General features: G+C 42.9%; 10 protein-coding genes and 1 pseudogene. 8 read left to right on the top strand and 3 right to left on the bottom strand.

The annotated features are described in order from the left end of the window. The first annotated feature begins 1 nt into the window (after window position 1). The 7 genes and pseudogenes from ACR5KR_RS24410 to hemL all read left to right on the top strand — a co-directional run bounded on the left by ACR5KR_RS24410 (window position 2) and on the right by hemL (window position 7,522). Window positions 2-501 (top strand): annotated as a pseudogene (locus ACR5KR_RS24410) (alpha/beta fold hydrolase). A 319-nt stretch (window positions 502-820) separates the two neighbouring features. Beyond that, window positions 821-1,858 (top strand): oxygen-dependent coproporphyrinogen oxidase, encoded by a 1,038-nt coding sequence (gene hemF / locus ACR5KR_RS24405; RefSeq protein ID WP_448268319.1) that lies wholly within the window; start codon window positions 821-823, stop codon window positions 1,856-1,858. Between the two features lie 219 nt (window positions 1,859-2,077). After that, window positions 2,078-3,268, top strand: a complete 1,191-nt coding sequence (locus ACR5KR_RS24400) for an ABC exporter membrane fusion protein (protein WP_448268318.1) — start codon at window positions 2,078-2,080, stop codon at window positions 3,266-3,268. A 158-nt stretch (window positions 3,269-3,426) separates the two neighbouring features. After that, complete coding sequence (gene devC, locus ACR5KR_RS24395; RefSeq protein WP_448268317.1) at window positions 3,427-4,602, top strand: ABC transporter permease DevC; 1,176 nt, start codon at window positions 3,427-3,429, stop codon at window positions 4,600-4,602. 106 nt (window positions 4,603-4,708) lie between these two features. Beyond that, window positions 4,709-5,455, top strand: a complete 747-nt coding sequence (locus ACR5KR_RS24390; RefSeq protein WP_448268316.1) for a DevA family ABC transporter ATP-binding protein — start codon at window positions 4,709-4,711, stop codon at window positions 5,453-5,455. A 35-nt stretch (window positions 5,456-5,490) separates the two neighbouring features. Next, window positions 5,491-6,063 carry an SOUL family heme-binding protein gene (locus ACR5KR_RS24385; RefSeq protein WP_448268315.1) on the top strand — a complete coding sequence of 191 codons (573 nt, stop codon included), beginning with the start codon at window positions 5,491-5,493 and terminating at the stop codon, window positions 6,061-6,063. 160 nt (window positions 6,064-6,223) lie between these two features. Next, complete coding sequence (gene hemL, locus ACR5KR_RS24380) at window positions 6,224-7,522, top strand: glutamate-1-semialdehyde 2,1-aminomutase (RefSeq protein ID WP_448268314.1); 1,299 nt, start codon at window positions 6,224-6,226, stop codon at window positions 7,520-7,522. 20 nt (window positions 7,523-7,542) lie between these two features. On the opposite strand, the gene ACR5KR_RS24375 is transcribed toward hemL, so the two are convergent. The 3 genes from ACR5KR_RS24375 to ACR5KR_RS24365 form a co-directional block, all read right to left on the bottom strand. After that, complete coding sequence (locus tag ACR5KR_RS24375; RefSeq protein WP_448268313.1) at window positions 7,543-11,073, bottom strand: WD40 domain-containing protein; 3,531 nt, start codon at window positions 11,071-11,073, stop codon at window positions 7,543-7,545. Between the two features lie 481 nt (window positions 11,074-11,554). Further along, window positions 11,555-11,962, bottom strand: a complete 408-nt coding sequence (gene vapC / locus ACR5KR_RS24370; RefSeq protein ID WP_448268311.1) for a type II toxin-antitoxin system tRNA(fMet)-specific endonuclease VapC — start codon at window positions 11,960-11,962, stop codon at window positions 11,555-11,557. Next, window positions 11,959-12,303, bottom strand: coding sequence for a hypothetical protein (locus ACR5KR_RS24365; RefSeq protein WP_448268310.1), 345 nt, complete (start codon window positions 12,301-12,303; stop codon window positions 11,959-11,961). Before ACR5KR_RS24365 ends, vapC begins: the two co-directional genes overlap by 4 nt. Window positions 12,304-13,159: 856 nt before the next feature. Here ACR5KR_RS24365 and ACR5KR_RS24360 point away from each other — a divergent pair. Beyond that, a complete protein-coding gene (locus ACR5KR_RS24360; protein ID WP_448268309.1) occupies window positions 13,160-15,448 on the top strand; it encodes an FUSC family protein in 2,289 nt (762 codons plus the stop codon). Window positions 15,449-15,457: the final 9 nt, after the last annotated feature.

The raw sequence follows: 15,457 nt of genomic DNA, 5'->3' as shown, positions 1-15,457 counted from the left end.
CATGTTCATTCCACTCGGTTTTGTTCAACGCTCCGTTTTAATTAGCTTGGGAAAGATGGCCTATTACACTAACCAAGGTGAACTTTGGGCAACCGATGGAGTGGGCGATACGCCATCGGGCACGTTACGCGAAACTTTGATATTCTTCCACGGTATTGGAGGTGGAGCATCTGCCTACGGGTGGTCGAAGGTGTATCCAGCATTTGCAGGAGATTATAGAGTGTTGGCACCCGACTTGATTGGCTGGGGGCGATCGGATCGTCCCGAACAAAGTTATCTGCCAAACGACTACATCGCGATGCTAATTGAGTTCATCGAGAAGACATGCCAAGCCCAGCGAAGTTTACAGGGCCGGACGTAGGGCGTCGCCTTGCAAATCTAAATCCACAAGCAATTCAAGCATTTATCGAACTAGAAAATGTAGGGTTGAATCCAGAACTGGAAGTGCCGGAAGTAATAATCGGATTAATTCGCAAGTTTTTGCCTGTGTTGGGGCAGTAAATTTTTGAGAAACTTCACTGTTTTCAAAGGCTGCGTATATCAATTGTATCAACGTGCTTCAGTTGTAGCTAAATCGAAATGGCTGCGGAAGTATCAAGCCAGTTATTCCAGATAAGAACCACTACCAATATAGTTCGGTTAAGATCCCCCCGCCTACGGCGACCCCCTTAAAAAAGGGGTAAAAGAGGTTTATAAGCCCCCCTTTTTAAGGGGGGTTGGGGGGATCTTCGAGGAATAAACACCTTAACTGAACCGTATTGGAACCACTACAAACTTTCAAAATATTCGCTATTAGGAAATAAAAAAATAGGTTGCTCTCATGAAAACTACTTTAACTCCTCAAGCAAATCAATCAAAATTTCTACCCCCAGTTGATGCCAAGACTAGGGTGAGCCAGTTCATGCGACAGCTGCAAGACGAAATCTGTCAGGGTTTGCAACAGCTAGATGGCGAAGGCACGTTTGCTGAAGATGCATGGGAACGACCCGAAGGAGGTGGCGGGCGATCGCGCGTCATCCGCGACGGTGCAGTATTCGAGCAAGGTGGAGTTAATTTCTCTGAAGTCTGGGGTTCTCATTTACCGCCTTCAATCTTGGCACAACGTCCAGAGGCTAATGGACATAAGTTTTATGCCACCGGAACTTCAATGGTATTGCATCCGCGCAATCCTTACGTGCCAACGGTTCATCTCAACTACCGCTACTTTGAAGCTGGCCCGGTTTGGTGGTTTGGCGGCGGCATCGATTTAACGCCTTACTATCCGTTTGCTGAAGATGCAGCTCATTTTCATTACACATTAAAACAAGCTTGTGACGCGCACGATCCCGAATATTATCCAGTGTTTAAACCTTGGTGCGACGAGTATTTTTATCTCAAACACCGTCAAGAAATGCGCGGCATTGGCGGCATCTTTTTTGACTATCAGGACGGTCAAGGTCAGCTTTATCGAGGCCCCGATCCCAAAGGAACAGCCGCATATAACAGCGATCGCGTTGGCATCCCAGCAACCCGCAATTGGGAAGAATTATTTGCATTCGCACAAGATTGCGGTAAAGCTTTTCTACCTGCTTACACGCCAATTGTCAAGCGGCGGCAGTCAATGGAGTATAGCGATCGCCAACGTAATTTTCAATTATATCGGCGCGGACGCTACGTTGAATTCAATTTAGTTTACGATCGCGGCACGATTTTCGGACTGCAAACTAACGGGCGCACAGAGTCGATTTTGATGTCTTTACCTCCGTTAGTGCGTTGGGAATACGGCTATCAACCCGAACCAAACACCCCAGAAGCCGAGTTATACGAAGTATTCTTAAAGCCTCAAGATTGGGCAAGCCTGACATCTCTTGTAGTTTAACTTTTGCCGTCAAAACATAAGAAATGTCATTTGTCATTTGTCATTGGTCATTTGTCATTTGTCATTCGTCATTTGTCATTCGTCATTTGTCATTTGTCATTAGTTATTTGTCATTAGTTATTTGTCATTCGTCATTTGGCATTCGTATTTACAAAGGACAAATGACTAATGACCAAGGACAATTTTACTAAAGTCCTCGCTGAAATTTGAAGGATTGACATGAATTTACAATCGCTCTCAAAACCTTCAACACAATGGATGCTGGGTGTAGTTGTGGCTGGTACTGCTCTTACAGGAATTATCGCTTTCTACGGTGTTTCTCAATCAAAACCAACCAGCAAACCTGTTGAAGTTGTGCAACCCAGACCAAAGATTGAGGAAATTACTGCTTTAGGACGGATAGAACCAGCAACGGAAGTCATTAAAGTATCCGTACCTGCTACCTTAAGCAACGATCGCGTAGCCGAACTACTCGTACAGCGGGGCGGTAGCGTTAAAGCCGGTCAAGTAATTGCAATTATGGATTCGCGCGATCGGCTGCAAAATGCTCTACTGGAAGCACAAGCACAAGTCAAAGTATCCCAAGCAGAGTTAGCCAAGGTGCAAGCTGGCGCCAAATCTGGAGAGATTGCCGCCCAAAAAGCTGAAATCGATCGCCTTGAAGAAGAGTTAAAAGGCGAAATATCTACTAGAGATGCCACTATCTCTCGCTGGCAAGCCGAAGTTAAAACTGCCAATAGTGAGTATAATCGTTATTCCTCGCTTTACCAAAACGGCGCGATTTCTGCTGTGGAAGTAGATCGAAAACAACTTGCTCTAGAAACAGCGCAAGCACAGCTTACCGAAGCTAGAGCTAACCAGAATAAGAGTGTAGATACCCTACGGCAGCAAATCGAGCAAGCTAAGGCCAACCTAAATAAGATTGCTGAGGTACGTCCGGTAGACGTGCAAGCAGCTGAGGCCGAGGTTAATAAAGCGATCGCCGCAGCCAAAAAGGCTGAAGCCGATCTCGCTGAAGTTTATATCCGCGCACCTATAGCGGGTCGCATTCTCGATATTAAGGCCAAACCCGGAGAAGTCGTTGGTGAGAAAGGCATTGCCGAACTCGGACAAACCAGTTCGATGGAAGCGATCGCAGAGATATATGAAACTGATATTGGCAAAGTTCGTGAAGGTCAACAGGCAACGATTTCGAGTGAGTCGTTCTCCCAACAGTTGCGCGGAACCGTTCGGCTGATTGGACTACAGGTGATCCAACAAGAAGTCACTAGCGGCGAACCTGGAGAAAACCTCGATCGCAAAGTTGTTGAAGTGAGAATTGCACTCGATCCCCAAGCTAGCAAACAAGTTGCAAACTTAACTAACTTGCAAGTACAGGTTGCCATTCAGCCGAATAACAATATCAACTAATAAAAGCGAACAAGCAAATTTAATACTAATTATCAAAAATAATGCGGCAAACAAACCATTTTGTAGAGACGCGATGAATCGCGTCTTCACTTCACCCAAAGATATGTTGCTTAAATTTTGAATTTTGAATTTATAATTTTGAATTGGAGCGAAGCAACTTGACTATATTCGGTAAATTATTTCGTAAAACCCCACTTGCTTGGCGGCAAATGAGCCGTCAAAAGACTCGATTGTTAGTTGCTATAGCAGGAATCGCCTTTGCTGATTTTTTAATGTTTTTTCAACTCGGAGTTAGGGATGCACTATTTGATTCGCAAGTTACTCCCTATACCACGCTTAAAGGAGATTTATTTTTAGTCAATAAACTGTCTGATAACTTGCAATCTATCAAAAGTTTTTCCAGAAATAAACTCTATAAAATAGCAGGTGTTAACGGTGTAAAATCCCTGGCGACGCTATATGTGAGTCAAGCATCGTGGCGAAATCCTGAAAATCTAGCTAGCCGTAAACTTTTCGTCTATGGAATCAATCCAAATCAGCCAGCATTTGACTTACCAGAAGTCAATGGACAATTGAATAAACTGAAGTTATTGAATCGAGCGTTATTTGATAGAGCTGGATTGGTTCCTCAGCTTGGAGACGTTCCTAGTTTGCTGAAAAAACAGAATTCGCTTATCGTCCAAACTAACGATTATCAAATTCAAATAGTTGGATTATTTAAGCTCGGTTCTTCTTTTTCTGCTGACGGCAATTTGATCGTTAGTGATTCTACCTTTTTACGACTCTTTCCCCAACGCCAAGCAAACGACATCGATCTTGGTATTATTGACGTAGAATCAAATGCCTCCATTGAGCAGATTCAGGCTGATTTACGAGCCAAGCTACCGGATGATTTACTAGTACTAAACATCGCTGAATTCACTGCTCGTGAAAGTGCATATTGGTCTACAGGCTCCTCTATTGGTCCGACTTTTAACCTTGGTGTCGCAATCGGTTTTTTAGTTGGAGCAGTCATTGTTTATCAAATTCTTTATACTGATGTTTCAGATCATTTGCCCGAATATGCAACTTTAAAAGCAATGGGTTACAGCGATATATATCTAATTAAAGTTATCGCTCAAGAAGCTTTTATTTTAGCAATTTTGGGTTTTATTCCCGGCTTTTTGCTCTCAAGTGGATTTTACATTTTTTTTCAATCCGTGACGTTTTTACCGACTGCAATGAAATTAGCTCGTGCGGTAACTGTGTTAGTGTTGACTTTCGTCATGTGTATTGGAGCGGGAACGCTTGCCATACAAAAATTACGAGCAGCCGATCCGGCTGATATCTTCTAAGTTTTGAGCGATCGAGTGATGATTTTTGAGTTGAAGTTTAGCAAAATATCCTATTTCAAAACTCATAGTTTTCTAGAACGAAACCCAAATTTACAGTTGAATTCTCATGCCGCAAGAAATTAGTCTCGTAACTCAAAGTTCAAAACTCAAAGTTCAAAATACTTCCCAACAAGCAGTTATTTCAGTTTGCCATCTCGATTACTACTTTGGTCGGGGACAACTCTGCAAGCAAGTCTTGTTTGATATTAATCTCGACATTTATTCTGGAGAAATCGTGATTATGACTGGCCCATCTGGTTCTGGGAAAACCACCTTACTAACACTAATAGGTGGATTGAGAGCCGCAAAAGAAGGCAATTTGAAAGTTTTGGGACAGCAAATGTGTGGGGCTAGTAAGCGGCAATTGATGGAAGTGCGGCGGCAGATTGGTTATATTTTTCAGGCACACAATTTGTTGACTTTCTTAACTGCCAAGCAGAATGTCCGAATGTCTTTAGAACTGCACGATGAATACCTAAAGCAAGATATAGATCGGCTGGCGACGGATACTCTCAAAAGTGTTGGTTTGGGCGATCGCATCGATTATTATCCAGATAGTCTCTCTGGAGGGCAAAAGCAACGAGTTGCGATCGCTCGTGCCCTAGTCAGTCATCCTAAAATTGTTCTTGCCGATGAACCTACTGCTGCTCTTGATAAAAAATCAGGTCGCGATGTTGTAGATATCATGCAGCGTTTAGCTAAAGAGCAGGGTTGCACCATTTTACTCGTCACTCACGATAATCGAATTCTTGATATTGCCGATCGCATTATCCACATGGAGGATGGACGGTTAGTACAAGAAGTGGGAAAGTAAGAAACGCATTAATTTTAATTATTTGTGGAAGTCTGATGAGTCAAACCGAAGAACCAAAATATTGCGTATTGCAATCTTATGATGATATTGAAATCCGGCAATACGAGCCAAAAATTGTTGCCGAAACACTCATTGAAGCCCAAAGAGATCGAGCAAACAAAGCTGCATTTTCGATTCTTGCCGCTTACATATTTGGTGAAAACACATCTGTAACAAAAATTGCCATGACCGCGCCCGTCACGCAATCCCAGCCAAGTGAAAAAATCGCCATGACTGCGCCCGTCATTCAACAAGAAGCGGGAGAAAATATTGCTACAAGCACTTGGGCGGTACAGTTCGTAATGCCCTCAGAATACACCCTGGCAACGCTGCCAAAACCAAAAGATTCTCGCATTGCTATCAAAGAAGTTCCCAGCAACAAAGTAGCAGCAATCCGTTTCTCTGGTTTAGCTGGGGATGAACAATTGAAAGAAAAGGAAGCCAAATTATATGCTTTTCTTGCTCGGCAAGGTATCGAGACAAAAGGTAAACCGATTTATGCTTTTTATGACTCTCCCTTCATCTTGCCCGCATTCAGACGCAATGAAGTCATGCTCGAATTGAAATAATATCTGCACGTTTTGATTGTCACTTTTAATAACTAGATTCTCGCTCTTTGCGATCGCATCATCCACAAAAAGGTAATCGAGTGGAAGAAAAACAAACTGCGCGTAAGTCCTATTAACTTTTAACTCTAGAACCCAAGCCAAAATCTCAGGAGAAAAAATTATGATTGCAACGACTCGCTTCATAACCACCCAATCGCAAGAAATCTTTGCTGCTGCCCAAAAATTAATGCCAGGAGGAGTCAGTTCTCCCGTGCGGGCTTTCAAATCTGTTGGCGGACAGCCGATTGTGTTCGATCGCGTCAAGGATGCTTACATCTGGGATGTGGATGGCAATCAATATATCGATTATGTCGGCAGTTGGGGGCCTGCTATCTGCGGTCACGCTCATCCTGAAGTTATTGCTGCTCTCCACGATGCCTTGGAAAAAGGAACTAGCTTTGGTGCGCCCTGCTATCTAGAAAATGTACTGGCACAGATGGTAATCGATGCTGTTCCCAGTATCGAAATGGTGCGTTTTGTCAACTCCGGCACAGAAGCTTGTATGGCTGTGCTTCGTCTAATGCGAGCTTTTACGGCGCGGGAGAAAGTAATCAAGTTTGAAGGCTGCTACCACGGACACGCCGATATGTTTCTTGTGAAGGCTGGCTCTGGCATTGCCACCCTTGGCTTGCCCGATTCTCCTGGCGTGCCCAAATCCGTAACTAGCAACACGCTGACGGCTCCTTTCAACGATTTAGAAGCAGTAAGAGTATTATTCGAGCAAAATCCCGATGAAATTGCTGGTGTCATTGTTGAACCTGTGGTTGGAAATGCAGGTTTTATTCCACCTGCTGCGGGTTTTCTTGAAGGTTTGCGAAAACTCACGCAAGAGCATGGAGCGCTGCTGGTATTTGATGAAGTGATGACGGGCTTTCGCATCGCTTACGGTGGAGCGCAGGAAAAATTTGGTGTTATTCCTGACTTGACTACCTTAGGTAAGGTCATCGGTGGCGGTTTACCCGTAGGCGCTTATGGCGGTCGCCAAGAAATTATGTCGATGGTTGCTCCAGCCGGAAACGTGTATCAAGCCGGAACGCTTTCGGGCAATCCACTGGCAATGACGGCAGGAATTAAGACGCTAGAGTTGTTGCAACGACCTGGAACTTACGAGTATCTCGATCGCCTTACAAAGCGACTCACAAATGGGATACTCGAAATTGCTAAACAAACAGGTCACGCGGCCTGCGGCGGTCACATTAACGGCATGTTTGGTTTCTTCTTTAACGAAAGCCCTGTTCGCAATTATGAAGATGCCAAAAAGTCTGACTTAAGTAAATTTGCTAGCTTCCATCGCGGTATGTTGGAACATGGAATTTATTTAGCTCCATCTCAATTTGAAGCTGGATTTACTTCTTTAGCTCATACCGAAGCAGACATCGATCGCACCCTTGAAGCAGTCCGAACAGTTATGTCTCAGTGAGCTAGGCTAATGATTGGAATTTAGATAACTGCTCCTAAAGAGGTCAACGTGGCAGTTGTCGCCTCAGTTAAACCTTTAACTCCGAAAATATTCATTTGTTCATAGGGCTTACTTGCTCTCATGGTTTTTAAGCATTTGCCTGCTACGATATCCCAAAGTTTAATCGTTTCATCGTCACCGCCACTAACTAAGGTTTGGTTGTCTGGACTAAAAGCAACCGACCAAACCAAGCCTGTATGTCCGTGCAAAACTTTCAGACACTCACCTGTAGAGACATCCCACAACTTGATTGTCAGATCGTGACTCGTGCTAGCCAGTATTTTGCCATCAGGGCTAAAGGCGATGGATTGCAACCAGTTTGTGTCTGCTTGTAAAACTTTGAGGCACTCGCCCGTGTCTGGATTCCACAACCTGATTGTTCGATCTGGACTGGCACTTGCCAAGATATTACCATCGGGAGCGATCGCAATTGCCCAAATCCAACTCGTGTGTCCTGCCAATGTTCTGAGGCACTCACCCGTCTGAATATCCCACAATTTGATTGTTTGATCCCAAGAGCCACTCGCCAATATCTCGCCTTGAGAGATGAAAGCAACTGACCAAACCGCAGCGTTATGTCCCTGTAAGGTTTTTAAAGCTCGACCAGAACGCATGTCCCATAGTTTTATAGTACAGTCTTCACTGCCACTTGCGATGGTTTGGCTGTCTGGACTAAAGGCAATCGATAAAACTGCGGCGCGATGTCCCTGTAAGGTTTTTAAGGTTTGACCTGAAGAAACATCCCATAGCTTTACTGTTTTATCTACACTACTGCTGACTAGGATATTTCCTTGATGATTAAAGATAACTGAATGAACCGAGTTGGAATGTCCTTTTAACACTTGGAGGCATTCGCCAGTTGCAACATCCCATAATCTCACAGTGCGATCGCGGCTGCTACTAGCAAAAATTTGACCAATGCTTGGTAAACTGGCACTAACAGGACTAAAACTAACACAGAGTATTTGATTGGTATATCCTTGTAGGGTCTTGAGGCATTCACCTGTCTCGACACTCCATAGCTTCACAGTTTGATCGTGGCCGCCACTAGCCAAAAGCTTACCTTGGGGACTAAAGGCAACTGAAAAGACCCAGCTGAAATGTCCTTGCAGCGTTTTGAAGCATTCACCCGTATTGACATTCCATAACTTCACCGTATGATCGTGCCCGCCACTAGCCAAAAAATCGCCTTGCGGGCTGAAGTCCACTGAAAAAACTCGATTAGAATGCCCCAGAAGTGTTTTGAGACATTCACCCGTTTGAGTCTTCCATAGCTTAATAGTTTGATCCTCGCTGCCAGTTGCTAGTATCTGACCATCTGGACTGGGGGTAATTGACCGGATTCCACTATTATGATGCTTTTGAAACGTTTGAATGCACTCTCCAGTGTTGATATCCCACAATTTAACGGTGCGATCGTCGCTACCGCTCAATAGTTGAGCATCTCCCCTAAAGACAACAGAGAGTACCCAACTCAAATGTCCCTCAAGTGTTTTGCAGCATTCTCCAGTGCTACTATTCCATAACTTCACGGTGCAGTCATCGCTGCCACTTGCTAATGTGCAATTATCTTGGCTAAATGCAACCGACCAAACCTCATTTGTATGCCCTTCTAAGGTGCGAAGGCACTGACCAGTACTAACATCCCATAGCTTTATTGTGTAATCTGTGCTGCCGCTAGCGAGAATATTACCATCAGGGCTGAACGTCAGTGATGTTACCCAACTTTTGTGTCGCGTGCAGATCAAGACTGGTTGCACATCGCTAACTTGGTACAGATGAATTTCTCCATTACTGTCACCTATGGCCAGAAGTTCTCCATCAGGACTAAAGGCTACCGCATGAATAGCGCCAAAGGTTTCAGTAAAGGTACACCTCGCTAGATTTGCATAGGCAAAATTCGTATTTTGCAAATTTACATCTCGCAGGTCAGCCTGCCAAATGGTTAAACCAGAGAAATCATAGCCCGTTAAATTAGTTTCTAGTTGATTGAGTAAGTTAAGAATATTACCTGCTACATATCCCGGCTCCAAGGGTGATTTCTCTCGCTGCTTGAGTAAGATTTGAGTCAGTTCATATTCCAAGTTTTTTTTACCTTGCAACAGTGGAATTAATCGGTTAATCAGGGGATAGAGAATCAGACGAATTTGAGTCTCTCTTACATAGTCTTTGGCAGTAGCTTTGATCAAAGCATGGCTTCTAAAAAGAGAAAACTCCTGCTTTGCAATCTCCTCACAAACTTGCTCAACCAAGCGACTTGTCACGTACTCCATCACGACTGGCTGTAGAGTGAAGCAAGTTGTATGTCGTTCAATAAGCGATCGCCGTCCCAAAGATTCCAGCGTTTCAACTAAATTGAGTTGGGGAAAAGGCGATACTAAATCTTCTCGTAACTTGGAGAGACTCACTGGCTCCCGATTAATCGCTAGCCAGTACATTACATGCTTTCCCTCATCAGATAAACGCTCAAATTGCTGCTCTAATAAATCGCGAAGATCGCCAAATACGGTGGTTTCTTCTTTTAAAAACTCACAAATATAACCATCAAATAAATCTTGAATTGTAGTTGCGACAATTTTTAAGGCTAAGGCATTGCCTCCATAGCGTGTAACCAGTGCGCTGAATTGAGTTTCTGAACCCTTAAGCCTTTTACTCTTAAGAATTTCCTCTCCCTCTCCTTCTTTAAGTCCACCCAATCGCAAAGTTCGCACTGGCAAGGCTTCTCCTTCTAGAGAGGCGACCTCTTTCGGTTTTTCTCGCGTTGTCAGTAGCAAGCAACTCTGATGGTCTGATTTACCTACTCGTTTGAGGAGTTCGCCATACTGCTCGTATCCAAGGCTATATTGTCCTGCTCGACTCCCACCACGTAATACAGCATCTACATTATCGAACACGACCAAGCAGCGCATTTCCTTAAAGTAGTTAAGCAACTGAGAAATCTTATCACTAACGCTTTCCGGCAATTCTGCCTCAGTTTCTTGCTCATCAGACAGAAACTGAATAATACTAGCCAAGAATGTATCAATAGGTGGAGCGTCATACAGCGATCGCCAGACAATACAATCAAATTTGTCTTGCATTAGTTCTGCCAATTTAATCGACAGAGAAGTTTTTCCGACTCCACCCATTCCGAGAATGGTAACTAATCGACACGAATCCTTCAGCAGCCACTCATCCAGAGTACTGAGTTCTTCTGTACGTCCGTAAAATGCTAAGACAGAAACAGCTTCCCCCCAATCTTGACGGCCATTGGAATCTGAGGTTGAATAGTAGCCTTCGCATAGAGAGCTATCAAAACCAAGAAAGAGAGCCTCAAGTGTTCGCTTGTCAACTCCCTTCCTACGGTTCAAAACTTTTCTAATTGTTAGAGGATCTAAGTTAGTGCGGTAGCTTAACTCTTCAAGAGTAAATCTCTTGCCAAAATTATCTCGAAACTCAAACTTGTGCCTTGCTTCCTCAAACTTCTGTAAACCAACAGAAGTGAGTATAACTCCGCGCTTGCGTCTTGGCATACCCAAATTCCTCTACAGACAAAGATAGATTTAGCACAGAACTTAAGTACTTTTTCACCCAAGATATATTTATAACTGTTTTCGGTTTTTTTTGATAATGTCAACAATGACTTTTTTCCTTTTAACCGAAACTTCCCAGAATTGACTAAAACGTTTTGCTAGAATCGCACAAGCGATCGCACTTTCCGAAAATCTCCTAGAACACCAGAAAAAGGCTTACAACAAAACTCTAGCTGAAAAGATGTGGATTTACCAAAAGCGCCAAGAAGAGCAAGTACAGAATGGGCTGGAAGTTATTCTCAGTAAATGCACCATAGTTTAATCGCTTTGGTTACAGACTTATCTTTGTCAATCGCACTTACAAAATCGTGTATGAGTATATGGTAGTACAATAGCGATACTTGATTAATTTTATACTAGTGTAAATACAATAGAACGAGTGCGGAAAGTTGTGAGATAATGTTTTCTAGCCAGTCATTTGTCAATTATCTATCTCCCAATCTTCAATCAGTAAGTTATTAATCCGCTTAAATTCTCTGGTGTTATGGGTAACAAGGCTTAAGTGATTTGTCAGTGCGATCGCAGCAATTTGTAAATCATAAGCTCCAATTGGAGTGCCTAATGCTTCTAGCTGAGATCGAATCATTCCAAATGCCATTGCTGCGAGATCGTCAAACGGTAGTGATATAAATTGAGCTAAAAATTCTTCCTGTAAGGTAAGATTACGTTCTGGGTTGGCACTTTTCATTGCGCCATAAAATAATTCAGCTTTGACGATTGAGCAAACGGCAATATCTTTAGTAGCAGTGGTTTCTAATTTCTGCTTTAAGGTGAAATTTTTACCACGCATATAGATAATGCAAGTGTTAGTATCTAGCAGAAATTTCACAGGATGGGTTCGCGTTCTTGTTGTTGTCCTTGGGAATGGCGAAAGAATGTTTCATCTTGAATACATCCATAGAATTTAGTCAAAGGATATTCTGGAGTTTCAATTTGGGTTTCTAGTTCTAGGGACTCAATAAGGGTTTTTAGCAATGTCAAGCCTCGGCTAAGGTCGAGTCCTTCGGTGAGTTCAGCCAAGGGGGATTGACGGAAGAATTCTGGAAGTTTGGTGGGTTGGTCTGGGTGGGTATTATGTGCAATCAGGTTTTGGGCAAGGAATTGGATAATATACAGTTTATCGTTGGGGGAAAGCTGAAGGAGTTGTTGTTCGAGTTCTGGGATAGCCATGATGGGGTTTAAGTGGAGGATAATTTTATTTTACTTTCACTCTTCAAGGGTTAATTTAGTTTGACTGGTTTTTTATCGGTTAATAGACCTAACCCCCTAACCCCCTTCCTGAAGCGGGAATGGGAAAAATTGGGATTAATCAGCTTAAAGCTATGAATCATTTAATTAACGAACTTTTTGTAAATATAAAATCAGACGACGAACGTGTACGCAGTAATGCAATTACTGATATATCATTCATCCTAGAAATTAATTCTTGGCAGTTACCACTAGATGAAAGACTGAGTAGATATGATAGTTTAATCAAAAAGGAGTTAATAACTATAAATTTAACTGAGAGCGAATAGGCAGAAATTGTAGAATTCCTAAAAAGAGAGATTATTGATTCAAATAGATCGAAGAGTAGTTTATTATTTGCTATAGGTAAATCTTCATCAAGAACCGGACTTTTAGCACTACTAGATATTATTCAAAATTCCTCTTCTGAATTTAATCCAAATGAGTCCTATCAAGCTTTAGTTTCTTTAGAGAGGATATTGTTCTGGAATAATTATGGATTATCTAATGAAGAAAAAAGAAACATTGTTTCTGAAATAAATCCTACAGCTTTTATAGAAAGTAAATTGGCATGGGCATTGAATAATTCTCATTCACCCCATTCAACCGGATTGCAGTATACTGCCGAAGGTTTACTAGATGGTTTAAGTCATTATCTCTAATGTTTTAAACTAGTCATAGTAAAAATTAAGCAACTCCATGACCTCAAAAGACATATTACAGACATCCGCCACGCTGTTATATCTGGCTAAAATGCTTTAAGAAGCGATCGCGCTTTGTTATAATCGCCAGTCTGATAATGTCATTTACAGATAAACGTCCTCTGGGTTGGTTGTTGCAGCAGTTTCAACTCCAGCCAGGTAAGCCCGCCCTTTCCACTGGATTGCGTAGCCTTTTTGTACTGGGTGTCCCAATTGGAATTGGCATCATTACAGGTCATACTGCTGAAAGTGCGATCGCCACTATGGCAGCTTGGTTTGTTGGGATGGTAAATGTTGACGGAGCTTACCGTCAGCGAGCAATTGCGATGATTGCAGCTACGATTGGGGTAACTGTGATGTTTTTAATCGCAAGTCTGGTTAGCAGTCATCTCTGGTTAGCTGTCCCGGCTACATTCTTGGTAATATTTATCGCAGGTTTAGCGAATCTCTATGGCAACGTGGCTGCATCTGTCAGCTTGATTACTTCGATCATGTTTGTGATTGCGCTGGCTAGATTCGCTTCATTTTCTAATTTGCCTACTCTTATTCAACACTGTGCGCTATGTCTAGCTGGTGGAACATGGACAACTGTCTTGTCATTAGGACTGTGGGTGGTGCGTCCTTATGTACCTGCAATGCAGATAGTTGCTAACTGTTATTTCTCATTAAGCAATTTTGTGGACTTAGCAGGCCACAGGGCATTAAATCCAAAGGATCGTCAGGAGTGGGAACAGCGATTTTTGCAAGCTCAGGATACAGTTATTCAAAACTTGACATCTGCCCGTAGCGTCTGGACAACGATCTGGACTAGGCAAAGAGGAGCTAACTTACGAGGAAATCAGTTACTCGTATTAATCGAGGATGTAAATCAAATTGTTAATTCTGTTGTCGCACTGAACGAACTATTAGCGATCGCATCGGAACATCAATTATTTTCTCGGTTACAGCCAGAAATTCAGCAAGTGATAGAACAGTCAGCAATTGCTCTGCAAATGTTATCAGAAGCGATCGCCAAAGGAAAAAACTCACCTCACTTAGGGGATCTCGATCGGAGTCTTGAAGCACTAGAACACCAAAGACAAGTTCTGCGATCGCAAGTCCTCAATCAAACCATCACTGCTCAAACAGATGATTATTCCGATCTCCTCAACCTTGGGAAAATTACAGCCAGTCTGACAAAGCTAGTAGAGCAAATTCATACTGATGCAGAGATTGTTACAGATTTAAGCCAAGGAAAACTGCGTAACAGCATTGCCCAACGAGATATTTCCCCCCCAGCCCAACCAGAACGTTCTACAATCATTGATACGCTGCGAAATAACTTCACTTTTGATTCAGTCCTCTTTCGTCATGCGTTGCGCCTCGCACTGATCGTAACTTTTGCTGAATTAATTGCATCGCTATTCCAACTACCTAGAGGCTACTGGATCACGCTCACAGCTTTAGTTGCACTCAAACCCAACTTTGGCGGAACGTCACAGACAACAGTCCAAAGAGTCATCGGTACTATTTTGGGTGGAATTATTGGCATTGCTCTGATTTTAGTAGTTAAGAATCAATTGGCGATCGCAGTTTGTTTCCTGCTGCTAGTATTTGTGGCGATGTCGGTGCGATCGTTAAGCTACAGCATATTTATCATACTGCTCACTCCGGCGATCGTATTGCTACTCAACATGATTAGTGCAGGTGGCTGGGAGGTTGGAGTATTGCGGATCTTCGATAGCTTTGCTGGGGGTGTCTTAGCACTACTTGGTAGTTATTTGCTTTTCCCTAGTTGGGAACGACAGCAACTTCCTGCACAACTGGAAAAGACAATTCGAGCTAATCTTGCTTACTTTCAGCAAGTAATAGCTAACTATCTTCATCCAGAACATAATGCGATCGCTGATTCTATCAACATGCTACGCCACCAAGCTGCACTAGAGAACGTCAACGCTAACGCCGCAGCTCAACGATTGTTCAGCGAACCTCGTCACATTCAGGGAGAAATCGAACCTGTAATGACGCTGATGGCATACATTCGCGGCTTTTTCAGTTCGGTAACAACTTTGGCAGAACATCTGCGGGAATTTAGCGGCGAGTACCAATTTACTGAACTCAAGCGACTTGCCGATACCATTGTCCAAGTTTTGGAAAACTTAGCAGATGCCCTTGGACAGGGACACTCACCCCAACCATTACCAGCGCTAGATAGCGATCTCGAAGCAATTCACAACCAAATCCAACAGCTACATACTGCTCGGTTATCAGAAATTGCTACCAATTCCAACACTTTAACTCCCACATTACAAGCCGTTCGAGAACAAACTCCACTTTCTACAGAACTGGATCGAATTGTGAATGAAATTAAAATTATGCACTGTGTAATTGCTCGTCTGCAAGAATAATTTTCTTTT

Source organism: Nostoc sp. DSM 114159 (genome assembly GCF_053470285.1).
This window is presented reverse-complemented; position numbering and strand designations above follow the sequence as displayed.